The following is a 22,287-nucleotide window of genomic DNA, read 5'->3' on the forward strand; positions in this document are numbered from 1 at the left end:
TCGTTTGCACGCCGCTTTGCGGCTTTTCGTGCCTACGGACGCCAGAAGCGCAAAGTTTTGCTTTGCGCTTTCGTGCGCCCAAAACGTCCGATATTTTTCAAGATAGGGGCGGTGCCGCTATCCTGAACTGGATTCTCTCAGTGTCCATTTCCTAACCCCAGATACATTGGCTACACCGAAAGCACAGACAGGCCTGCAAAAGTTGCAGGCAGCTGACGAGCGGATCAACTTCGCCAAGATTAAGAAGGTTATTGAGTACCCGGATTTCCTGGACGTGCAGGTTCGCTCGTTCATGGATTTCTTCCAATTGGAAACGGCTGCCGAGAACCGTACCGATGAGGGGCTCTTCAAAGTATTCGCCGAGAACTTTCCGATTTCGGACTCGCGCGAAAACTTCGTGCTGACCTTCATCGATTACCACGTTGACCCTCCCAAGTACTCGGTTGACGAGTGCATTGACCGGGGCCTGACGTACTCGGTGCCGCTGAAAGCCAAGTTGCGCCTGGTCTGCAATGATACGGACAACGAGGACTTCGAGACGATTGAGCAGGAAGTTTTCCTAGGGAACATTCCCTACATGACCGAGAAAGGCTCTTTCGTGATTAATGGTGCTGAGCGAGTTATCGTATCGCAGCTGCACCGCTCGCCAGGCGTATTCTTCGCCCAGAGCAAACATACGAACGGTACCAAGCTGTACTCGGCCCGTATTATCCCGTTCAAAGGCTCCTGGATTGAGTTTGCCACGGACGTGAACAACGTGATGTACGCTTACATCGACCGGAAGAAGAAGTTTCCGGTTACGACACTGCTGCGCGCCATCGGCTACGGCACCGACAAAGACATCCTCGACCTGTTCGGGCTGTCGGAGGAAGTGAAGGCCGATAAAAAGAACCTCAAGAAAGCCGTCGGCCGCAAACTGGCCGCCCGAGTGCTGCGCACCTGGACGGAAGACTTCGTGGACGAGGACACCGGGGAAGTGGTTTCCATCGACCGGAACGAGGTACTGCTGGAGCGCGACTCTACCATCGAAGAGGAGGACATCGACACGATCCTGAACGCTGGGGCCAAGTCGGTGATTCTGCACCGCGAGAACGTAAACATTGCCGACTACGCAATTATTTACAACACGCTGCAGAAGGATAACTCCAACTCGGAGAAAGAGGCTGTGGAGCAAATCTATCGTCAGCTCCGGAACACGGAAGCACCTGACGAAGAAACTGCCCGCGACATCATCCAAAAGCTATTCTTCTCGGACAAGCGCTACGACCTCGGGGACGTAGGCCGCTACCGTATCAATAAGAAGCTGGGTATTGACACCGGTTGGGACGCCCGCGTGCTGACCAATGAGGACATCGTCCTTATCGTGAAATACCTGATTGGTCTGATCAACTCGAAGGCCATTGTCGATGACATTGACCACTTGAGCAACCGTCGGGTACGTACCGTGGGCGAGCAGCTCTACGCCCAGTTCGGCGTGGGTCTGGCCCGCATGGCGCGTACCATCAAGGAGCGCATGAACGTGCGCGACAACGAGGACTTCAAGCCGGTTGACCTGATCAACGCCCGTACACTGTCGTCGGTAATCAACTCGTTCTTCGGCACCAACCAGTTGTCGCAGTTCATGGACCAGACCAACCCGCTGGCCGAGGTGACGCACAAGCGTCGCGTATCGGCACTGGGGCCGGGAGGTCTGTCGCGCGAGCGGGCTGGTTTCGAAGTACGTGACGTTCACTACACGCACTACGGCCGCCTCTGCACCATCGAAACGCCGGAAGGACCGAACATTGGTCTGATTTCGTCGCTGTGTGTGCACGCCCGCGTCAATTCGATGGGCTTCATCGAAACTCCGTACCGCACCGTTGAGAACGGCAAGGTAGATACCACGGAGAACGTGAAATACCTGACCGCCGAGGAAGAAGACACCCACCACATTGCGCAGGCCAACGCCCGTATCGATGAGGAGGGTAACTTCATCAATGACTTGGTAAAAGGTCGTTTTGAAGGTGACTTCCCCGTGGTAGGTCCTGGCGAGTACAGCTACATGGACGTTGCCCCGAACCAGATTGTATCGGTGGCCGCTTCGCTGATTCCGTTCCTGGAGCACGATGACGCCAACCGCGCACTGATGGGCTCGAACATGCAGCGCCAGGCAGTTCCGCTGCTCAAGGCTGAAGCTCCCATCGTGGGCACTGGTCTGGAAGGTCGCGTAGCTATTGACTCCCGCACCCTGGTGGTAGCTGAGGGCGACGGCTACATCGACTACGTGGACGCCAACAAGATTGTGGTGAAGTACGACCTGACGGAAGACGACATCCTCGTAAGCTTCGACGCTGAGAAGATTTCGTACGACCTGATCAAGTTCCGTCGCACCAACCAAGATACCTGCATCAACCTGACGCCGCTCGTGAAGAAAGGCGAACGGGTGACCAAAGGACAGCCCCTCTGCGAAGGCTACGGCACGAACAAAGGAGAGCTGGCTCTGGGCCGCAACATGCAGGTGGCCTTTATGCCATGGCAGGGCTATAACTTCGAGGATGCTATTGTTATTTCGGAGAAGGTAGTACGCGACGACATCTTCACTTCGATTCACATCGAAGAGTTTGAGCTGGAGGTGCGTGAGACCAAGCGTGGCGAAGAAGAGCTGACGTCGGAAATTCCGAACGTGAGCGAAGAAGCCGTGCGTAACCTCGACGACAACGGTATCATCCGTCTGGGTGCGGAGGTTCGTGAAGGCGACATCCTCATCGGTAAGATTACGCCGAAAGGCGAAACCGACCCGACCCCGGAAGAGAAGCTGCTTCGCGCCATCTTCGGCGACAAAGCCGGCGACGTGAAGGATGCCTCCCTTAAGGCGCCACCGTCCCTGCAGGGTGTAGTTATCGGCACCAAGCTGTTCTCCCGTCCGAAGAAAGACAAAAACCTGCGGGCCAAGTCGAAGAAGGAAGTAGAGGAGCTGAAGGAGTCGTACGCTCGTGAGCTGCGCGGCATCAAAGCCGTGATGATTGAGAAGCTGGTGCAGCTGCTGGAAGGCAAAACCTCCCAGGGGGTGAAGCACAAGTTCGGCGACGAAATCATCACGAAGGGTGTGAAATTCGGCAAGAAGAACATTGCTGAAAACCTTTTCCCCGAGAAAAACCCCTACAAGGACGAGAGCAACTACGCTGTTCCCGAAGAGGTGAACATGTTCAAAGACCTCGTGCTGGAAGGCTGGACCGCTGACGCTCGTGTGAATAGCATGGTGCTGGAGCTGGTGAAAAACTACGCCAAGAAGCGTAACACCATCACGGCCCGCTTCAAGCGCGACCGGTTCACGCTGGAAGTAGGCGACGAACTTCCTGCTGGCATCGTGCAGCTGGCCAAAGTGTACATCGCCAAGAAGCGTAAGCTGAAGGTTGGTGACAAGATGGCTGGTCGTCACGGTAACAAAGGGGTAGTAGCCCGCATCGTGCGCGATGAGGACATGCCTTTCCTGCCCGACGGCACCCCGATGGACATCGTGCTCAACCCGCTGGGTGTACCAAGCCGGATGAACATCGGTCAGATTTACGAGACTGTACTGGGCTGGGCCGGCCTGAAGCTGGGCCGCACCTACGCTACCCCGATTTTCGACGGTGCTACCGAAGCGGAAGTATCAGCTGAATTGACGGAAGCTGGTCTGCCAACCTTTGGCCGGGCGTACCTGCACGACGGTCTGACGGGTCAGCGCTTCGACCAGCCGGTAACCGTGGGCGTGATTTACATGCTCAAACTCGGTCACTTGGTTGACGACAAGATGCACGCCCGTTCTATAGGTCCGTACTCGCTCATCACGCAGCAGCCGCTGGGTGGTAAAGCGCAGTTCGGTGGTCAGCGCTTCGGCGAGATGGAAGTGTGGGCGCTGGAAGCCTTCGGTGCTTCCAACGTGCTGCAGGAAATCCTGACGGTGAAGTCGGATGACGTGGTAGGCCGTGCTAAAGCGTACGAAGCCATTGTAAAAGGCGACGTGCTGCCCAAGCCGAATATCCCCGAGTCATTCAACGTACTCATCCATGAGTTACGTGGTCTGGCCCTGGAAATCACGCTTGACTAAGGTTTGAAAGTGGTGGCTGCTGGTACACAAGGATCAGCAGCCACTTTTCATGTTTTCACTTGTTATACAATGAGCTTTCTTCCTTATGTGTTTGGTGGGGTACGGCTGTTGCTTGGCGTTGCAATCCTTGTAAATGCTATCGGGCTATTTGGTAAGCAATTTAAAGCAGACAGCTTCTTCGGAAAAAATAAAGGAATTGCAATAGCTCTAGGAGCTTTCCTGCTTCTTTCAGGACTCTATACTTTGTTTTTCTCCACAGCCGACACATATCGTGTATAGCATTTGACGAGCTTATGAGTAAATCCTTAGATAGGGCTCCGAGACACGGTCAGAGTTCAAACGAGTTTTAAGGAATTCTCACAAGTTTGATTTAATACCAGACCTGGCGGAAAACTACTGCGCGGCGTACCTGTCCGACCCGCAGAGCACTTTTCGCAGAGTCGAACTGTTACGTTCTTTCCGACCATTCTTAAGACTGGCGGAACCAACGGACAGAAAACAAGCCACCAGCTAATAACAGCTACCCTACATGGCGTTTGCAAAAAACAAGAAACTGGTACAGGACTTCTCGAAAGTCACCATTTCGCTGGCCTCGCCCGAATCCATTCTGGAGCGGTCGAACGGTGAAGTAGTAAAGCCCGAGACGATCAACTACCGGACGTACAAGCCCGAGATGGGCGGCCTGTTTTGCGAGCGGATTTTCGGTCCCGTAAAGGACTGGGAATGCCACTGCGGCAAATACAAGCGGATTCGCTACAAAGGCATCATCTGCGACCGTTGCGGCGTGGAGGTGACCGAGAAGAAAGTACGCCGGGAGCGGATGGGCCACATCGAACTGGTGGTGCCCGTTGCGCACATCTGGTACTTCAAGTCCCTGCCCAATAAAATCGGCTACCTGCTGGGTTTGCCCACCAAGAAGCTCGACCAGATCATCTATTACGAGCGGTATGTAGTAGTACAGCCGGGCGTACTGGGTGAAGAAGGCGTGCAGCAGCTCGACTTCCTCACTGAAGACGAATATCTCGACATCATCGACAAGCTCCCCCGCGAGAACCAGATGCTGCCGAACGAGGACCCCAACAAATTCATTGCCCGCATGGGTGCTGATGCGTTGAACATGCTGCTGGAGCGCATCAACCTGGATGAGCTTTCCTATAGCCTGCGTGACTCGGCTGCCCACGAAACCTCGCAGCAGCGTAAGGCGGAAGCCCTGAAGCGTCTGCGCGTAGTGGAAGCTTTCCGTGACGCCGCAACCCGCGTGGAGAACAAGCCTGAGTGGATGGTAATCCGCATGGTGCCCGTAATTCCGCCGGAACTGCGTCCGCTCGTTCCGTTGGACGGTGGCCGTTTTGCTACGTCCGACCTGAACGACCTGTACCGTCGCGTAATCATCCGCAACAACCGCCTCAAGCGCCTGATCGAAATCAAAGCGCCTGAAGTGATTCTGCGGAACGAGAAGCGCATGCTGCAGGAAGCCGTGGATTCGCTGTTCGACAACTCGCGTAAGGTTAACGCCGTGCGTGCTGAGGGTAACCGCGCGCTGAAGTCGCTGTCTGATATGCTGAAAGGCAAGCAGGGCCGCTTCCGTCAGAACCTGCTCGGTAAGCGTGTCGACTATTCGGGTCGTTCGGTTATCGTCGTGGGTCCTGAGCTGAAACTGCACGAGTGCGGTCTGCCCAAAAACATGGCCGCCGAGCTGTTCAAGCCGTTCATCATCCGTAAGCTCATTGAGCGCGGCATCGTGAAGACGGTGAAGTCGGCCAAGAAAATCGTGGACCGCAAGGATGCTGTGGTATGGGACATCCTGGAGAATGTGCTGAAAGGCCACCCGGTGCTCCTGAACCGGGCTCCTACGCTTCACCGCTTGGGTATCCAGGCGTTCCAGCCCCGCCTCATCGAGGGCAAGGCTATCCAGCTGCACCCGCTCGTTTGTACGGCCTTCAACGCTGACTTTGACGGTGACCAGATGGCTGTGCACGTTCCCCTGGGACCGGCCGCTATTCTGGAAGCCTCTATGCTGATGCTGGCCTCGCACAACATCCTGAACCCGGCCAACGGCGCGCCCATTGCGGTACCGTCGCAGGACATGGTTCTGGGTCTGTACTACGTAACCAAAGGCAAGCGCAGCACCGAAGACGAGCAGATCCAGGGCGAAGGCCGCATCTTCTACTCGGACGAGGAAGTTGTTATTGCCCTCAACGAAGGTCAGCTTTCGAAGCACGCCTATATTAAGGTGCGCACGAAGGTTCGTGACGAGGAAGATAACCTCGTAACCAAGATCATCGAAACGGTGGCCGGCCGCGTGCTCTTCAACCAGCTGGTGCCGGAAGAAGTAGGGTTCGTGGATGAGCTGCTGACCAAGAAAAAGCTGCAGCAAATCATTTCGATGGTGTTCAAGCGGACCGGCATGGCCCGCACGGCACAGTTCCTCGACGACATCAAGACGCTGGGCTTCCAGTCGGCTTACAAAGGTGGTCTGTCAATGGGTCTGGGCGACATTCAGATTCCGAAAGAGAAGGACGCTCTGGTAGCGCAGGCGCAAGCCGACGTGAAAGCCGTAACCCAGAACTACCAGATGGGTCTGATTACGGACAACGAGCGTTACAACCAGGTTATCGACATCTGGACCCGCATCAACAACCAAATCACTGAAACCCTCATGGGTCGCCTCGAAAAGGAGAACCAGGGCTTTAACTCGATTTACATGATGATGCACTCCGGTGCCCGTGGCTCGCGTGAGCAGATTCGTCAGCTCGGCGGTATGCGGGGTCTGATGGCTAAGCCGCAGAAGTCGCTGCAGGGTTCGGTAGGCGAGATTATCGAAAACCCGATTCTGTCGAACTTCAAAGAAGGCCTCGATGTAATCGAGTACTTTATCTCAACCCACGGTGCCCGGAAAGGTCTGGCTGACACCGCTCTGAAGACGGCTGACGCCGGCTACCTGACGCGTCGTCTGGTAGACGTATCACAGGACGTCATCGTGAACGAGGTCGACTGCGGTACCCTGCGTGGCATCGAAACCTTCGCGTTGAAAGACAACGAGGACGTAGTAGAGCCGCTGGCTGAGCGTATCCTGGGCCGCGTAGCGGTGCACGACATAGTGGACCCGCTGACGGACGAGGTAATCCTGGCCGCTGGCGAGGAAATCACCGAGGACATCACCCGTCGTATCGACAACACCAGCATCGAGTCGGTGGAAATCCGCTCGGTACTGACCTGCGAATCGAAGCGTGGTATCTGCGGCAAGTGCTACGGCCGTAACCTGTCGTCGGGCCGCATGGTGCAGAAAGGGGAGGCTGTCGGCGTAATTGCTGCTCAGTCCATCGGTGAGCCCGGCACCCAGCTGACACTGCGTACGTTCCACGTAGGTGGTACGGCTTCGAACATTGCCGTAGAAGCCAGCCTGCGCGCCAAGTTCGCTGGCGTAATTGAGTTCGAAGACATCCGTACTGTGGAAACCGCCAACGCCGATGGCGAGCCGGTGAAAGTAGTAATGGGTCGTTCGGGCGAGATTCGCATCGTGGAGAAAGGCACTGGCAAAGTGTTTATCTCGAACCACGTGCCTTATGGCTCGTTCCTACTCGTTGACGAAGGTCAGGAAGTAGAGAAGGGCGAGGAGCTGAACAACTGGGACCCCTACAACGCCGTTATTCTGGCCGAGTTCGACGGTACGATTCAGTACGACGCTATTACGGAAGGCATCACCTACCGTGAGGAGTCGGACGAACAGACCGGTCACCGCGAGAAAGTAATCATCGAATCGAAGGCGAAGGACCAAAACCCCGCCATCATCGTGCGCCCCGGCAAAAAGGGCGACATGGAAGGTTCGAAAGGCTACTCTATCCCGGTAGGCTCGCACATCAACGTCGAGAACGGCGAGAAAATCAAGGCTGGTCAGATTCTGGCCAAGATTCCGCGTGCCGTGGGCAAAACCCGCGACATCACCGGTGGTCTGCCCCGCGTTACGGAGCTCTTCGAAGCCCGTAACCCCTCGAACCCGGCTGTTGTGTCGGAAATCGACGGTGTGGTAACCTACGGTACGGTGAAGCGTGGTAACCGTGAAATCTTCGTGGAGTCGAAAGACGGCGTCAAGAAGAAATACATGGTGCCGCTGTCCAAGCACATTCTGGTGCAGGACAACGACTTCATCCGCGCTGGCTCGCCGCTTTCCGATGGTGCCATCACGCCGTCCGACATCCTGAGCATTCAGGGCCCCGGCGCCGTGCAGGAATACCTCGTGAACGAGATTCAGGAAGTATACCGCCTGCAGGGTGTGAAGATCAACGATAAGCACATCGAGGTGGTAGTTCGTCAGATGATGCAGAAAGTGGTCATCCTCGACGCCGGCGACACGACTTTCCTGGAGCACCAGGTTATCGACAAAATCGTGTTTATGGAAGAAAACGATACCATCATCGACATGAAGGTGGTAACGAATGCCGGCGACTCGACGAACCTGAAGCCTGGCCAGATTGTAACGGCTCGTCGCCTGCGCGACGAGAACAGCAGCCTGCGCCGCCGCGACCTGCAACTGGTGGAAGTACGCGACGCACAGCCGTCCGTATCCCGTCCCACGCTACAGGGTATCACGCAGGCTTCGCTGGGTACTCAGTCGTTCATCTCGGCCGCATCCTTCCAGGAAACGACCAAGGTGCTGTCGGAAGCTGCCATCCGTGGCAAGGCCGACGAACTGCTGGGCCTGAAGGAGAACGTAATCGTAGGTCACCTTATTCCGGCCGGTACCGGTCTGCGCGAGTACACTCGTCAGATCGTGGGCTCGAAAGAGGAACTGGAAGCCCAACAGGCTGCCAAGACTGAAGAAGCTACGGCTCCCGCTAAGCGTCCCGCTCGTGCGTCACGCCGCGAGTCTGTTTCGGAGTAATTCGAAGTTGAATAAATAAGAGAAGCCGGCTGGGGAAACCCGGCCGGCTTTTTCTTTTATTCGTACTCGCAACTCTATGCGCTGCTGAGCGGCGCTTCATTTCGCATCTTCCTCATGGCCCAACAAAACCTACCCGAAGTAGAATCCACTACCCCACAACCTCAGGACCCCAACGCCATCAGCATCGAACTGTCGGAAGACATTGCCGAAGGTGAGTACGCCAACTTGGCCATGATTGCGCACAGCAACAGCGAATTCGTCATCGACTTTATCCGGTTGATGCCCGGTTTACCCAAGGCGAAGGTCAAGTCTCGCATCATTCTCACGCCGGAACATGCCAAGCGGCTGGTAGCTGCTCTGAACGAGAACATCGAGCGGTTTGAGCAAGCCAACGGTGCTATCAAAGAGCAACCCAACGACGGCCCGTTGTACCCGATGGGTTTCGGTGGGAAGATAGGAGAAGCCTAAAACGAAGCAGTGCCTGCATATTGCAGGCACTGCTTCGTTTTAGGCTTGTTGCCTGCTAACACCGATACAGCTGCGCGGACTCTATGGAGTAGGATGTGGCTTAGTCGGCTCTAGAGGCGATGTAGTGGATGGCTCTATTACCTTCGCTTTATGAACTACATTATTTATCAAGCCTACGGTAGCCCTATAGTCTTCACTGAACTCCTATTCAGTATCCTTTCCTTGCTACGGGTTACACCCCGCACCGATGAAATTCGGGTTCTGGTATATACTGATAATCCTGTGGCAATCGAGAAAGTCTTGGGGCCAGATGCTCCTATACTATATCAACTAGTTGCTGCAGCGCAGTGGCAGGAGTGGCGCGGAATCATCGACTTTGTGCACCGGGCCAAACTGAAGGTGCTAGAGCACGCCGCTGCCCATTACCCCGGTAACTTGTTGTACGTGGATACCGATACTGTCTTTACCCAAGATTCGGCACAGCTCTTTGCGCAGATTGAAGCAGGGCGTCCCGTTTTTCATGTGAGCGAAGGCACGCTGAGAGGCGGAAACGTGCTCAACAGAAAAATCTATCGTCGTCTACGGGGGCAGCAGTTCAACGCCAACGGCCGGTCGTTCACCGTTCCGGCCGATACGATGATGTATAACGCCGGCATGGCTGGCTTTCGGAGCCGTGACGCACAGGTAATTTCGGATATAATAGCAGTGACCGAGGCATTGTATCGGTACTATCCTAAGCACGTAATGGAGCAGCTAGCGTTCAGCCTGGAGTTACCCAAGCTGGGCACCGTGGTGGAAGGTGAGGCATACGTTGTCCACTACTGGAATATCAAAGCCGAAGTGCGTCCGATGCTGGAAGCATTCTTCGCAAAATACCAAGGCCGGCCCGCAAAGGAACTGGCGAACCTGACGACTCGCCTCGATTTCGCCGCTGCATCCCAGAGCAAGCTCGAATACTATAGTCTGGCCGGCTGGCAGCGGGCCCTGCGTAAGCTTATGGGTAAGCAATGGCAAATGCCACAGATGGGCATATAATATAGGGCAGTATAATAGAGTAAGCTGAATTATTAGCGTAGTACCAAAAGGGAAAGAGATTTTGCCGGGATTATAGAAGGCCTGACTTCATTAGGTGCAATTAGGGGTCGTATGATGGCTTGGTTGTACTGCAGGGAGCCTAATAGGTCACTTGGCTTCCGCAAAGCGCCGTTTTCAATCGTTCAGGGCACTGAAAACAGCACCAGGCGTTTCCCTAAAACAAACTATTCCAACTCGTTTGCTATTTCACCACTACTTTTCTACCTTTGCAAGCCTAATTTTTGGGAGAGAACCCTCCTTGACAAAACATACCGTAGATGCCTACCATCAACCAGTTAGTACGAAAAGGCCGCGAGAAGCTGACGACGAAGTCGAAGTCGCCGGCTCTTGACTCGTGCCCGCAGCGCCGTGGCGTTTGCACCCGTGTGTACACCACCACGCCTAAGAAGCCAAACTCGGCTATGCGTAAAGTGGCCCGTGTGCGCCTCACCAACGGCAAAGAAGTTAACGCCTACATCCCGGGTGAAGGCCACAACCTGCAGGAGCACAGCATCGTGCTGATCCGTGGTGGCCGTGTGAAAGACCTTCCCGGTGTGCGTTACCACATCATCCGTGGTGCTCTTGACACCGCCGGTGTAAACGGCCGTCTGCAGCGCCGCTCGAAGTACGGCGCCAAGCGTCCGAAGCCAGGCCAGGCCCCTGCAGGCAAAGGTGGCAAACCCGCTCCCGGCAAGAAAAAGTAATTGAAACCGAGTGAGGTAGTGCGAAGTGCTGGATAGCACATGGTTCTTATCCCACTTGCCCGCTACCTCAGCTCATTTCTACACCCATGAGAAAGTCAAAACCAAAGAAGCGCATCCTCCTGCCCGACCCCAAGTACAAGGAGACGCTGGTAACCCGTTTCGTCAACTACATGATGTACGACGGGAAGAAAAACCTTGCTTACACCATTTTCTACGATGCCTGCGAGCTTGTTGAGCAGCGCACCAAGGAGAGCGGCGTGGAGATGTGGCGCAAAGCCCTCAACAACGTAATGCCGACCGTAGAAGTGAAGAGCCGCCGCGTAGGTGGTGCTACCTTCCAGGTTCCCATCGAAGTTCGTCCGGACCGTCGTATTGCCGTAGGTTCGAAGTGGCTGATTCAGTACGCTCGTCGTCGTGGTGAGAAAACCATGAAAGACAAGCTGGCTGGCGAAATCATTGCTGCTGCTAAAGGTGAAGGTGCTGCCGTTAAGAAAAAAGACGACACGCACCGGATGGCTGAAGCCAACAAGGCCTTCTCGCACTTCCGCTTCTAAAAAATGAGTGACTGAGTGAATGAGTGACGGAGCATTCTGGTTACTGCCACAGCTCCACTAGCACTCATTCAATCATTCGCCCATTCACTCATTCAAAAGAGACATGGCTGTTAACAAAGACCTGCAATACCTCCGGAATATCGGGATTATGGCGCACATCGACGCCGGTAAGACCACGACTTCGGAGCGCATTCTCTATTATACCGGTAAGACCCACAAAATCGGGGAAGTGCACGAAGGTGCTGCCACGATGGACTGGATGGAGCAGGAGCAGGAGCGGGGTATCACCATCACTTCGGCTGCTACCACTACGTTCTGGAACTACCCCACCGACGCCCAAGGCGACCCGACCCCGGATACCAAGCAGTACAAAATCAACCTCATCGATACTCCCGGCCACGTTGACTTCACGGTGGAAGTAGAACGTTCGCTGCGCGTACTCGATGGTGCTGTTGCGCTGTTCTGCGCTGTATCGGGTGTGGAGCCCCAATCGGAAACCGTATGGCGCCAGGCTGACAAGTACAAAGTGCCCCGCATCTGCTTCGTCAACAAGATGGACCGTGCCGGCGCTGACTTCTTCAAAGCCGTCAACGAAATCAAGGAAAAGCTGGGCGCTAACCCCGTGCCGCTGCAAATCCCGATTGGCGCTGAAGATACCTTCAAAGGTGTAGTTGACCTGCTGACTGGCAAAGCCATCGTATGGGACGACGCTACGCAAGGCAAATCATACCACGAAATCCCGGTTCCCGAGGATCTGGTGGAAACGGTAGCTGAGTGGCGCGAGAAACTCATCGAAAGCGTAGCCGAGTACGACGACACGCTGATGGAGAAGTTCTTCGAAGATCCGGAGAGCATCACCCGCGAAGAAATGATGGTGGTAATCCGCAAAGCGGTTATCGACATGAAGTTCTCGCCCGTAATGTGCGGTTCGGCCTTCAAAAACAAGGGTGTACAGTCGATGCTGGACGGCGTAATGGCCTACCTGCCGTCGCCGCTGGACATGCCCGCCATCATCGGTACCAACCCCGACACCGGCGAGGAAATCGAGCGTCACCCGGACAACGCGGAGCCCTTCACGGCCCTGGCGTTCAAAATTGCTACCGACCCCTTCGTTGGTCGTCTGTGCTTCTTCCGCTGCTACAGCGGCGTGCTGGACGCTGGCTCGTACGTGCACAACAACCGCACGAACAAGAAGGAGCGTATCTCGCGCCTGATGCAGATGCACTCCAACAAGCAGAACCCCATCGACAAAATCCAGGCTGGTGACATTGCCGCTGGTGTGGGTTTCAAAGACATCAAAACCGGTGACACGCTGACCGACGAGAAGTCGCGCATCATCCTGGAGTCGATGTCGTTCCCCGAGCCCGTTATCGGCTACGCTATTGAGCCCAAAACTCAGGCCGACGTGGATAAGATGGGTATGGCTATTGCCAAGCTCGTGGAAGAAGATCCTACGCTGGTAGTGCAGACTGACCCCGAGACGGGCCAGACCGTACTGAAAGGCATGGGTGAGCTTCACCTTGAAATCATCATCGACCGGATGCGTCGTGAGTTCAAAGTGGAAATCAACCAGGGTGCTCCTCAGGTTGCCTACAAAGAGGTTCTCACCAAAACGGTTGAACACCGCGAGACCTACAAGAAGCAGACGGGTGGCCGCGGTAAATTCGGTGACATCGTATTCGAACTCGGTCCGAAACTGGTTGATCCAGAGAAACCCGGTTTGGAGTTCGTGAACGACATCACGGGTGGTGTTATCCCCCGCGAATTCATTGCGCCGGTTCAGAAAGGTTTCGAAGAAGCCATGAAGAACGGTCCGCTGGCGGGCTTCCCCATCGAAGGCATGCGTGTACGCCTGTTCTTCGGTTCCTACCACGACGTTGACTCGGACGCCCTGTCGTTCGAACTCGCGGCCCGTGGTGGTTTCCGCGAAGCTGGCAAGCAAGCTGGTCCGAAACTGCTCGAGCCGATTATGGCTGTAGAAGTAGTTTCACCGGACGAGTACACCGGCTCGGTAACGGGTGACCTGAACCGTCGTCGTGGTATCATGAAGGGCATGGACACGAAAGGTGGTGCCAACGTTATCAAAGCTGACGTTCCGCTGTCGGAGCTGTTCGGCTACGTAACGTCGCTGCGTACCATCTCTTCGGGTCGTGCATCAGCCTCGCTGACCTTCTCGCACTACGACCAGGTGCCCAACAACCTTGCTGAGGCCATCATCGCCAAGCAAAAGGGTAACGCTATTCGCTAATACCGCTTTCATTCAACAGACATGAACCAGAAGATTCGCATCAAACTCAAATCCTACGACCACAACTTGGTGGACAAATCGTCGGAGAAGATTGTGAAGGCGGTGAAGGCTACGGGCGCTATCGTTAGCGGTCCTATTCCCTTGCCGACCGTCAAGGAAAAATTCACCGTACTCCGTTCGCCCCACGTGAACAAGAAGTCGCGTGAGCAATTCCAGCTCTGCACCTACAAGCGCCTCGTAGATATCTACTCTACTTCGTCGAAGACGGTAGACGCGCTGATGAAGCTGGAACTGCCCAGCGGTGTTGACGTTGAAATCAAAGTCTGAGGACCGGTTTTAGCGAATAGCTAGCAAAACGCCCCACTGGCTCTGCGGAGTTGGTGGGGCGTTTTCATTTGCTACTTGGCAGAATAAGCAAAGTTCAATTAGCTGCATTCAAGCAAGGTCAGCAACCGAGGCTGGTCGGAGCTAAAGTCGTGACACTGAAAATATTTCAAAGGGCAGCTAGAATATAACATAACAATTTCCTAGCTTTGCACTCCCATTCTGAAAACGCCACTCGGGCGTTTTCGTGTGCGTCTTTTACTAAACCCCAACAGAATGCCTGGCATCATCGGTAAAAAAATCGGTATGACAAGCCTCTTCACTCCGGACGGGAAGAACATTCCTTGCACGCTCATCGAAGCGGGCCCGTGTGTAGTGACGCAGGTTAAGACTATCGAAACGGACGGCTACACGGCCATCCAGCTCGGTTACGGCGAGAAGAAGGCGAAAAATACCACCAAAGCATTGGCAGGTCATTTCGCGAAAGCCGGAACTACTCCCAAAAGAAAACTCGTTGAGTTCCGCACCGACGAGGCAGCCAGCTTTACTGCCGGCAGCGAAGTAAACACGTCCCTCTTCGAGGAAGGTGAATTCGTTGACGTAGTAGGCACCTCAAAAGGTAAAGGCTTCCAGGGCGTTGTGAAACGCTACAACTTCGCCGGTGTAGGCGGGCAGACGCACGGCCAGCACAACCGTGGTCGTCACCCCGGTTCTATTGGTGCCTGCTCGTGGCCTTCGCGCGTATTCAAAGGAATGCGCATGGGTGGTCGTATGGGCAATGACCGTGTGAAAGTGCAGAACCTGAAGGTTATGCGCATTGTAGCCGACAAGAACCTCATCGTGGTGAGCGGCTCGATTCCCGGTGCCAAGAATTCATTCGTGGTCCTGGAAAAATAACCTTGAAGATGGAACTGTCAGTATATAACATCAAAGGCGAAGACACCGGCCGCAAGGTTACGCTGTCTGACGCCATCTTCGGTCTGGAGCCGAACGAGCACGTGATGTATCTCGACGTGAAGCAGTACTTGGCCAACCAGCGCCAGGGCACGCACAAGTCGAAGCAGCGCAATGAAGTGCACGGCACCACCAAGAAGCTGAAGAAGCAAAAAGGTACGGGCGGTGCTCGTGCTGGCTCGATGAAATCGGGTGTGTTCGTAGGTGGCGGCCGGATTTTCGGTCCTGAGCCCCGCGACTATGGCTTCAAGCTGAACAAGAAAACGAAGCGTCTTGCTCGTCTGTCGGCTCTCTCGACGCTGGCCAAAGACGGTAAGGTGGCTCTGGTAGAGAACATCACTCTGTCGGCCCCCAAAACCAAAGACTTCCTCAACATCCTGAACGGTCTGAAGCTGAACAACGGCAAAAAGACCCTGCTGGTAACCGGCGAAGTAGACAAGAACGTGGTGCTGTCGGCGCGCAACATTCAGAAAATCACCGTGGCTACGCCCGTTGCTCTGAACACGCACGACCTGTTGAACACCGACACGCTGCTGCTGTCGGAAGCGGGCCTGACGGCATTGGAACAACTCTATACCACTGCTGAATAATGAGCACGCTGAAAAAACCCATCGTGACCGAGAAGGCCACGGGCCTGAACGAAAAAGGCCAGTACGTTTTCGAAGTAGAGCGTACCGCCAACAAGGTTCAGATCAAGAAGGACATCGAGCAGTTCTATGGTGTAACGGTTACGGGCATCAGCACGATCCGCACCAACGGCAAAGTGAAGTCCAAGTTCACGAAAGGTGGTTCGGTATCGGGCCGTCGCGCACATGGCAAGAAAGCCATTGTAACCGTGAAGGAAGGCGAGGTTATCGACTTCTACAGCGGCATCTAAGCTGCGCCTTTTCTGCATAAGAGCATTTCCTAAGCAAGAGTAATGGCACTCAAAAAACTAAGACCAACATCACCGGGTCAGCGCTTCCGCATTGCACCGGCCTTCGACGAGATTACCACGTCGACGCCGGAGAAGTCGCTGTTGGCACCCATGAAAAACTCCGGTGGCCGCAACAACTCGGGCAAAATGTCCAACCGCTACATCGGCGGTGGCCACAAAGCCAAGTATCGTATCATCGACTTCAAGCGTGACAAGGCTTCGGTGCCTGCCACGGTGAAGACGATTGAGTACGATCCGAACCGTACGGCCCGTATCGCCCTGCTTCAGTACGCCGATGGCGAGAAGCGTTACATCATCGCCCCCGCTGGCGTTGAGGTAGGTGCTACGGTCGTGTCAGGTTCGGGTGTAGCCCCGGAAGTAGGCAACGCCCTGCCGCTGCGCGAGATTCCGCTCGGTACCATCGTTCACAACATCGAGCTGATGCCCGGTAACGGTGCCGCTATGGCTCGTTCGGCTGGCACGTACGCTCAACTGGTTGCGCGCGAAGACAAATATGCCACCCTGAAACTGCCTTCCGGTGAGATGCGCATGGTACTCGTTACCTGCATGGCTACGGTAGGCACCGTTTCGAACGGTGACCACATGAACGTACGTCTCGGCAAAGCCGGTCGTAACCGTTGGTTGGGTCGTCGTCCGCGCGTTCGTGGTGTTGCTATGAACCCTGTCGATCACCCCATGGGTGGTGGCGAAGGCAAATCGTCGGGTGGTCACCCACGTAGCCGTAACGGTATCTTCTCGAAAGGTCAGAAGACCCGCAACAAGAATAAGTACTCGGAGCAGCTCATCGTTAACCGCAAAGGCAAGAAGTAAGCAATGGCACGTTCACTAAAAAAAGGGCCGTACATTGACTTCCGGCTCGAGAAGAAAGTAACGGCAATGGATGAGGCCGGCAAGAAATCAGTGGTGAAGACCTGGTCGCGCCGCTCGATGATTTCTCCGGATTTCGTTGGCCACACCTTCGCCGTTCACAACGGCAATAAGTTCATCCCGGTATATGTGACGGAGAACATGGTAGGACACAAACTCGGTGAGTTTGCCCCGACCCGCAACTTCCGTGGCCACATTGCCAAGAAAGATAAAGGCAAGCGCTAATCATGGAAGCAACCGCTAAACTCCGCAACGTCCCCACCTCGCCGCGCAAGATGCGCCTGGTGGCCGACATGATCCGTGGTCAGAAAGTGACCCGTGCGCTTGGTCTGCTGAAATTCGAGGCTAACTCGGGTGCTGCACGCGTTGAAAAGCTTCTCCTCTCGGCTCTGGCCAACTGGCAGCAGCACAACGAGGAAGAGCGTATCGAAGACGCTAACCTCTACATCAAGGCTATCTTCGTGGATGAAGGCCGCCAGCTGAAGCGTCTGCGCCCCGCCCCCCAGGGCCGTGGCCACCGCATCCGCAAGCGCAGCAACCACGTGACGCTGGTGATTGATACGAAAGTAGAACCGCTGGGCAGCAAAGCTGCTGCTAAGCAGGCTGCTGAAACCAAAACCACCGACGCTGCTGTTGAAGCCAAGCCAAAAGCTGCCCGTCGCAGCTCGGCTAAGAAATCCACTGAAACCACGGCAGAAGCCACCGCATAAGCACTATGGGACAGAAAGTAAATCCGGTTGGCTTCCGTCTGGGCGTCATTAAAGGATGGGACTCGAACTGGTACGGCGGCAAGGACTTCGCCGACAAACTGGTGGAGGACGAAAAAATCCGCAAGTACATCATGGCTCGTATCCCGAAAGGTGGCATCAGCCGCATCGTGATTGAGCGTACACTGAAGCGTATCACCATTACCATCAACACGGCTCGTCCGGGTGTGGTAATCGGTAAGGGTGGCGCTGAAGTTGATAAGATCAAGGACGAACTGAAGCAGATCACCAGCAAAGACGTTCAGATCAACATCTTCGAAATCAAGCGTCCGGAACTCGACGCCAAGCTGGTAGGTGAGAGCATTGCTCAGCAGCTGCAGGCTCGTATCTCGTTCCGCCGTGCGATGAAGATGTCTATCCAGGCTGCTATCCGCGTTGGTGCCGAAGGCATCAAGATTCAGTGCGGTGGCCGTCTGGGCGGCGCTGAAATTGCCCGCTCCGAGCAGTACAAAGAAGGTCGTACGCCGCTGCACACGCTGCGCGCTGATATCGACTACGCTTTGTCGGAAGCTCAGACGGTGTATGGCAAAATCGGCATCAAAGTATGGATCATGCGTGGTGAAGTGTTCGGCAAGCCCGACCTGTCGCCTAACCAGGTTCCTGCTAACCAAGGCAACGACAGCCGTGGTGGCGACCGTGGCCCGCGCGGTGAGCGTGGTGACCGTGGCGGCGACCGTGGCCCGCGTCGTGACCGGAACGACCGTGGCGGCGAAGGCCGAGGTGGTGATAACCGTGGCGGCCAAGGCGGCGGCCAGCGTCGTAGCGGTGGTGGCCCAGGTGGTGCCAACCGTGGCGGCCAGGGCGGTGGCGCTCCGCGTCGCTAGTCGTTTCTTTTCTTCAGAAATTCAATTTCAATAACTCATGTTACAACCGAAAAGGACCAAGTATCGCAAGATGCAAAAGGGTCGCGTAACAGGCCTTGCCTACCGCGGCAGCTCCATTGACTTCGGTTCTTTCGCTATTAAGTCGTTGGAAGTGGCTTGGATTACGGCTCGCCAGATTGAGGCAGCTCGTATCGCCATGACCCGCGCCATGAAACGCGAAGGGCAAGTTTGGATCCGCATTTTCCCCGACAAGCCAATCACCAAGAAGCCTGCTGAGGTGCGGATGGGTAAAGGTAAAGGCTCGCCCGAGTATTGGGTAGCCTGCGTGAAACCCGGCACTATCATGTTCGAGTCGGACGGCGTAACGCTGGAAGTAGCTCAAGAGTCGCTGCGTCTGGCGGCTCAGAAGCTGCCGGTTCGTACTCAGTTTGTTGTTCGTCGCGACTACGTAGAAAGCAAGTAAGATGAAGAACGCCGATATCCGTGCCCTCTCTATTGAGGACCTGAAAACCCAGATCAAGACCGAACAAGCCTCTGGCCAGTCGCTGCGCTTCGCGCATGCCATCTCGCCTCTGGAAAACCCGATTCGCCTGAAGCAAAGCCGCAAGAACGTCGCCCGTCTGTTGACCGAGCTGACCCGTCGCGAGAACGAGCAGGCTAATAACACTGCTAACTAACGATGGCAAGCAACGAAGAACAGCAGGCTACTTCCGCCGTTGAGCGGAACCTGCGCAAAGAAATCATCGGGCGCGTTTCCTCCTCCAAAATGGACAAGTCCATCACGGTGGTTGTGGAAAGCAAAATGAAACACCCGATCTACGGCAAATTCGTTACCAAGTCGACCAAGTTCATGGCCCACGACGAGAACAACGAATGTGGCGAAGGCGATACGGTTCGCATTATGTCGACCCGTCCGCTGAGCAAGAACAAGCGGTGGAGATTGGTAGAAATCGTAGAACGCGCCAAGTAAGATGATACAGCAAGAATCCCGTCTGACCGTCGCTGATAACAGCGGCGCCAAAGAAGTTCTCTGCATTCGTGTCCTCGGTGGCACGGGCAAGAAATACGCCAGCGTTGGCGACAAGATTGTAGTAGCCATCAAATCGGCTATTCCTTCCGGCAACGCTAAAAAAGGCACTGTATCGAAAGCAGTTGTAGTACGCACAAAGAAAGAAGTACGTCGCAAAGACGGTTCTTACATTCGTTTCGACGACAACGCTGCCGTACTGCTCAACAATAACGACGAGCCCCGCGGTACCCGCATCTTCGGCCCCGTGGCCCGCGAACTGCGTGAGAAGCAGTTCATGAAGATTGTTTCGCTGGCTCCTGAAGTTCTCTAAGCAATGGCAACGAAAACGAAAGCAGCACCCGCGAAACTGCACGTGAAAAGCGGCGACACCGTTCAGGTGATTGCCGGCGACGACAAAGGCAAAACCGGCGTTATCAAGTCGGTGAACCGCTCGACGCAGCGCGTTATCGTGGAAGGCCTCAACCTGGTAACCAAGCACAACAAACCCAGTGCGAAGAACCCCCAGGGTGGCATCACCAAGATCGAAGCTGGCATTCACGTGAGCAACGTGAAGGCAATTGACTCGAAAAACGCCTAACCCGGTACGACGACAATGGCTCGACTCAAAGAGAAATATAAAAAAGAAGTAGTACCGGCGCTCCAGGAGAAATTCCAGTTCGAGAGCATCATGCAGGTACCACGCATCACCAAGATCTGCATCAACCGCGGCATCGGAGCGGCAGTAGCCGACAAGAAGCTGGTTGATAACGGTGTGGACGAGCTGACGACCATTGCTGGTCAGAAAGCTGTTGCTACCATCGCCAAGCGTTCGGTGTCGAACTTCAAACTGCGTGAGGGCATGCCCATCGGCGCCCGCGTTACCCTGCGTGGTGAGCGGATGTACGAGTTCATGGACCGTCTGCTGACGATTGCTCTGCCCCGTGTTCGTGACTTCAAAGGCATCAACGATAAGGGCTTTGACGGCCGTGGTAACTATACCCTGGGCGTTAAGGAGCAAATCATCTTCCCCGAAATTTCGATTGACAAAATCAAGTCGATATCGGGTATGGACATTACCTTCGTAACAACGGCCGAAAACGATGAGCAGAGCTACGAGCTCCTCAAGGCTTTCGGTATGCCGTTCGCTAACGCCAAGAAACAAAACTAATGGCTAAGGAATCCGCTAAAGCAAGAGCGCGCAAGCGCATCGCTACGGTTGCCCGCTATGCTGAAAAGCGCAAAGCGCTGAAAGCCGCCGGCGACTACGAAGGTCTGGACAAGCTTCCCCGTGACGCTTCGCCCGTACGCCTTCACAACCGGGACATGATTGACGGCCGCCCCCGTGGTTACATGCGTAAGTTCGGCATCAGCCGTGTACGTTTCCGCGAAATGGCGTTGGCTGGCAAAATCCCCGGCGTAACGAAGTCGAGCTGGTAGTTCGACTGGTTGCCAGTTGGCTTCGGCCAACGTTGGCAACACTACTTGGCAGGTTGCCGAGAGAAACCATTGGCCGCATTCGAGTCAAGAAGTCTTAATCGAAAATTTCGCTGCCGCATTTCTGTGGCGGCGAAATTTTCATATCTTTGCGGCTCCCTAAAAAAGGGTGGCGCTTTTACTAAGTCACATGAACACAGATCCAATTGCTGACTACCTGACCCGGGTACGCAATGCCATCAAGGCAAATCACCGGGTAGTGGAAATTCCGGCCAGCAACATCAAAAAGGAAATCACGAAGGTGCTCTACAAAAAGGGCTACATTCAGAGCTACCGTTTTGATGATGCCGCTGTACAGGGCACGATTAAGATTGCGCTCAAGTACAACCCGGTTACGAAACAGCCTGCTATTACCAAACTGGAGCGTGTAAGCACGCCAGGTTTGCGCCAGTATGCTCACGTAGAGAACCTGCCCCGCGTACTGAGTGGTCTGGGTGTTGCCATCCTGTCGACTTCGAAAGGGGTGATGACGGAGAAAGAGGCGAAAGCCGAAAACGTGGGCGGCGAAGTGCTGTGCTACGTCTACTAATCTGAAAGGAAACCGAGACTATGTCACGCATTGGTAAACTGCCCATCAGCCTGCCCGCTAACGTGCAGATTGAAGTGAGCAACGAAAACACGGTAACCGTGAAGGGCCCGAAAGGCACCCTGACGGTTCCAGTGGACCGCGACATTACCGTAGCTACCGAAGACGGTCAGCTGGTGGTAACGCGTCCGACTGAGCAAAAGCGTCATAAAGCCATGCACGGCCTCTACCGCTCCCTGTTGAACAACGCTGTGAACGGCGTTAGCAACGGTCTGGAGGAGAAGCTGGAGCTGGTGGGTGTAGGTTACAAAGCCGCCATGGCTGGAACTACGCTCGAATTGTCGCTGGGCTACTCGCACAATATCTTCCTGGCTTTGCCGAAGGAAGTAACGGCTACGGCTGTAACGGAAAAAGGTAAAAACCCTATCGTTACGCTGACCAGCATTGATAAGCAACTGCTGGGCCAAGTAGCCGCTAAGATTCGCTCGTTGCGCAAAGTTGAGCCCTATAAAGGCAAAGGCGTGCGCTTCGTGGGTGAGCAGATTCGTCGTAAGGCTGGTAAAACGGCTTCGAAATAACATCACAC

Annotated in this window: 23 protein-coding genes and 2 pseudogenes; all 25 read left to right on the forward strand. The window is 55.0% G+C overall.

Features of this window, described 5'->3' with window-relative positions; all coding sequences use genetic code 11:
- Window positions 1-193: 193 nt before the first annotated feature.
- Complete coding sequence (rpoB, locus tag BUE15_RS03250) at window positions 194-4,069, forward strand: DNA-directed RNA polymerase subunit beta (RefSeq protein WP_170865186.1); 3,876 nt, start codon at window positions 194-196, stop codon at window positions 4,067-4,069.
- Between the two features lie 69 nt (window positions 4,070-4,138).
- A complete protein-coding gene (locus BUE15_RS21445; protein WP_139252108.1) occupies window positions 4,139-4,348 on the forward strand; it encodes a hypothetical protein in 210 nt (69 codons plus the stop codon).
- Window positions 4,349-4,598: 250 nt separating this feature from the next.
- Entirely contained in the window at window positions 4,599-8,951 is a 4,353-nt protein-coding gene (gene rpoC, locus BUE15_RS03255; protein WP_073281273.1) for a DNA-directed RNA polymerase subunit beta', read from the forward strand.
- Window positions 8,952-9,065: 114 nt separating this feature from the next.
- Window positions 9,066-9,419, forward strand: coding sequence for a DUF3467 domain-containing protein (locus tag BUE15_RS03260; protein WP_073281274.1), 354 nt, complete (start codon window positions 9,066-9,068; stop codon window positions 9,417-9,419).
- A gap of 150 nt (window positions 9,420-9,569) precedes the next feature.
- On the forward strand, window positions 9,570-10,454 hold the full coding sequence (locus BUE15_RS03265; RefSeq protein WP_073281275.1) for a hypothetical protein: 885 nt from the start codon (window positions 9,570-9,572) through the stop codon (window positions 10,452-10,454).
- 317 nt (window positions 10,455-10,771) lie between these two features.
- Window positions 10,772-11,197, forward strand: coding sequence for a 30S ribosomal protein S12 (gene rpsL / locus BUE15_RS03270; protein ID WP_073281276.1), 426 nt, complete (start codon window positions 10,772-10,774; stop codon window positions 11,195-11,197).
- 86 nt (window positions 11,198-11,283) lie between these two features.
- Complete coding sequence (gene rpsG / locus BUE15_RS03275; RefSeq protein ID WP_073281277.1) at window positions 11,284-11,751, forward strand: 30S ribosomal protein S7; 468 nt, start codon at window positions 11,284-11,286, stop codon at window positions 11,749-11,751.
- A gap of 103 nt (window positions 11,752-11,854) precedes the next feature.
- Window positions 11,855-13,999 (forward strand): elongation factor G, encoded by a 2,145-nt coding sequence (fusA, locus tag BUE15_RS03280; RefSeq protein WP_073281278.1) that lies wholly within the window; start codon window positions 11,855-11,857, stop codon window positions 13,997-13,999.
- Window positions 14,000-14,020: 21 nt separating this feature from the next.
- Window positions 14,021-14,326 carry a 30S ribosomal protein S10 gene (rpsJ, locus tag BUE15_RS03285; protein ID WP_073281279.1) on the forward strand — a complete coding sequence of 102 codons (306 nt, stop codon included), beginning with the start codon at window positions 14,021-14,023 and terminating at the stop codon, window positions 14,324-14,326.
- A 273-nt stretch (window positions 14,327-14,599) separates the two neighbouring features.
- A complete protein-coding gene (gene rplC / locus BUE15_RS03290; protein WP_073281280.1) occupies window positions 14,600-15,220 on the forward strand; it encodes a 50S ribosomal protein L3 in 621 nt (206 codons plus the stop codon).
- Window positions 15,221-15,228: 8 nt separating this feature from the next.
- A complete protein-coding gene (gene rplD / locus BUE15_RS03295) occupies window positions 15,229-15,867 on the forward strand; it encodes a 50S ribosomal protein L4 (RefSeq protein WP_073281486.1) in 639 nt (212 codons plus the stop codon).
- Window positions 15,867-16,154, forward strand: a complete 288-nt coding sequence (gene rplW, locus BUE15_RS03300; RefSeq protein ID WP_073281281.1) for a 50S ribosomal protein L23 — start codon at window positions 15,867-15,869, stop codon at window positions 16,152-16,154. Before rplD ends, rplW begins: the two co-directional genes overlap by 1 nt.
- A 42-nt stretch (window positions 16,155-16,196) precedes the next feature.
- Window positions 16,197-17,024: a 50S ribosomal protein L2 gene (gene rplB, locus BUE15_RS03305; RefSeq protein ID WP_073281282.1), complete on the forward strand. Its 828-nt coding sequence runs from the start codon at window positions 16,197-16,199 to the stop codon at window positions 17,022-17,024.
- A gap of 3 nt (window positions 17,025-17,027) precedes the next feature.
- Window positions 17,028-17,306 carry a 30S ribosomal protein S19 gene (rpsS, locus tag BUE15_RS03310; protein WP_073281283.1) on the forward strand — a complete coding sequence of 93 codons (279 nt, stop codon included), beginning with the start codon at window positions 17,028-17,030 and terminating at the stop codon, window positions 17,304-17,306.
- 2 nt (window positions 17,307-17,308) lie between these two features.
- Window positions 17,309-17,671, forward strand: a pseudogene (rplV, locus tag BUE15_RS03315) (50S ribosomal protein L22); the annotation flags it as partial.
- 125 nt (window positions 17,672-17,796) lie between these two features.
- Entirely contained in the window at window positions 17,797-18,672 is an 876-nt protein-coding gene (rpsC, locus tag BUE15_RS03320; RefSeq protein ID WP_073281285.1) for a 30S ribosomal protein S3, read from the forward strand.
- A 37-nt stretch (window positions 18,673-18,709) separates the two neighbouring features.
- On the forward strand, window positions 18,710-19,135 hold the full coding sequence (gene rplP / locus BUE15_RS03325; RefSeq protein ID WP_073281286.1) for a 50S ribosomal protein L16: 426 nt from the start codon (window positions 18,710-18,712) through the stop codon (window positions 19,133-19,135).
- A 1-nt stretch (window position 19,136) separates the two neighbouring features.
- Window positions 19,137-19,349, forward strand: a complete 213-nt coding sequence (gene rpmC / locus BUE15_RS03330; RefSeq protein WP_073281287.1) for a 50S ribosomal protein L29 — start codon at window positions 19,137-19,139, stop codon at window positions 19,347-19,349.
- A 2-nt stretch (window positions 19,350-19,351) separates the two neighbouring features.
- Window positions 19,352-19,642 carry a 30S ribosomal protein S17 gene (rpsQ, locus tag BUE15_RS03335; RefSeq protein ID WP_073281288.1) on the forward strand — a complete coding sequence of 97 codons (291 nt, stop codon included), beginning with the start codon at window positions 19,352-19,354 and terminating at the stop codon, window positions 19,640-19,642.
- A 1-nt stretch (window position 19,643) separates the two neighbouring features.
- Window positions 19,644-20,012 (forward strand): 50S ribosomal protein L14, encoded by a 369-nt coding sequence (rplN, locus tag BUE15_RS03340; RefSeq protein ID WP_044003245.1) that lies wholly within the window; start codon window positions 19,644-19,646, stop codon window positions 20,010-20,012.
- Between the two features lie 3 nt (window positions 20,013-20,015).
- Window positions 20,016-20,270, forward strand: a pseudogene (gene rplX / locus BUE15_RS03345) (50S ribosomal protein L24); the annotation flags it as partial.
- Between the two features lie 24 nt (window positions 20,271-20,294).
- The gene (gene rplE / locus BUE15_RS03350) at window positions 20,295-20,849 is read left to right on the forward strand and encodes a 50S ribosomal protein L5 (RefSeq protein ID WP_073281290.1); all 555 of its coding nucleotides are present in this window, start codon (window positions 20,295-20,297) and stop codon (window positions 20,847-20,849) included.
- Window positions 20,849-21,118, forward strand: a complete 270-nt coding sequence (rpsN, locus tag BUE15_RS03355; protein WP_073281291.1) for a 30S ribosomal protein S14 — start codon at window positions 20,849-20,851, stop codon at window positions 21,116-21,118. The genes rplE and rpsN overlap by 1 nt, the downstream gene beginning before the upstream one ends.
- A gap of 187 nt (window positions 21,119-21,305) precedes the next feature.
- Complete coding sequence (rpsH, locus tag BUE15_RS03360) at window positions 21,306-21,704, forward strand: 30S ribosomal protein S8 (protein WP_073281292.1); 399 nt, start codon at window positions 21,306-21,308, stop codon at window positions 21,702-21,704.
- Between the two features lie 20 nt (window positions 21,705-21,724).
- Window positions 21,725-22,279 (forward strand): 50S ribosomal protein L6, encoded by a 555-nt coding sequence (gene rplF, locus BUE15_RS03365; protein WP_073281293.1) that lies wholly within the window; start codon window positions 21,725-21,727, stop codon window positions 22,277-22,279.
- Window positions 22,280-22,287 lie beyond the last annotated feature (8 nt).

Origin of the sequence: Hymenobacter psychrotolerans DSM 18569 (genome assembly GCF_900142395.1) — a bacterium.
GTDB classification, from domain to species: domain Bacteria; phylum Bacteroidota; class Bacteroidia; order Cytophagales; family Hymenobacteraceae; genus Hymenobacter; species Hymenobacter psychrotolerans.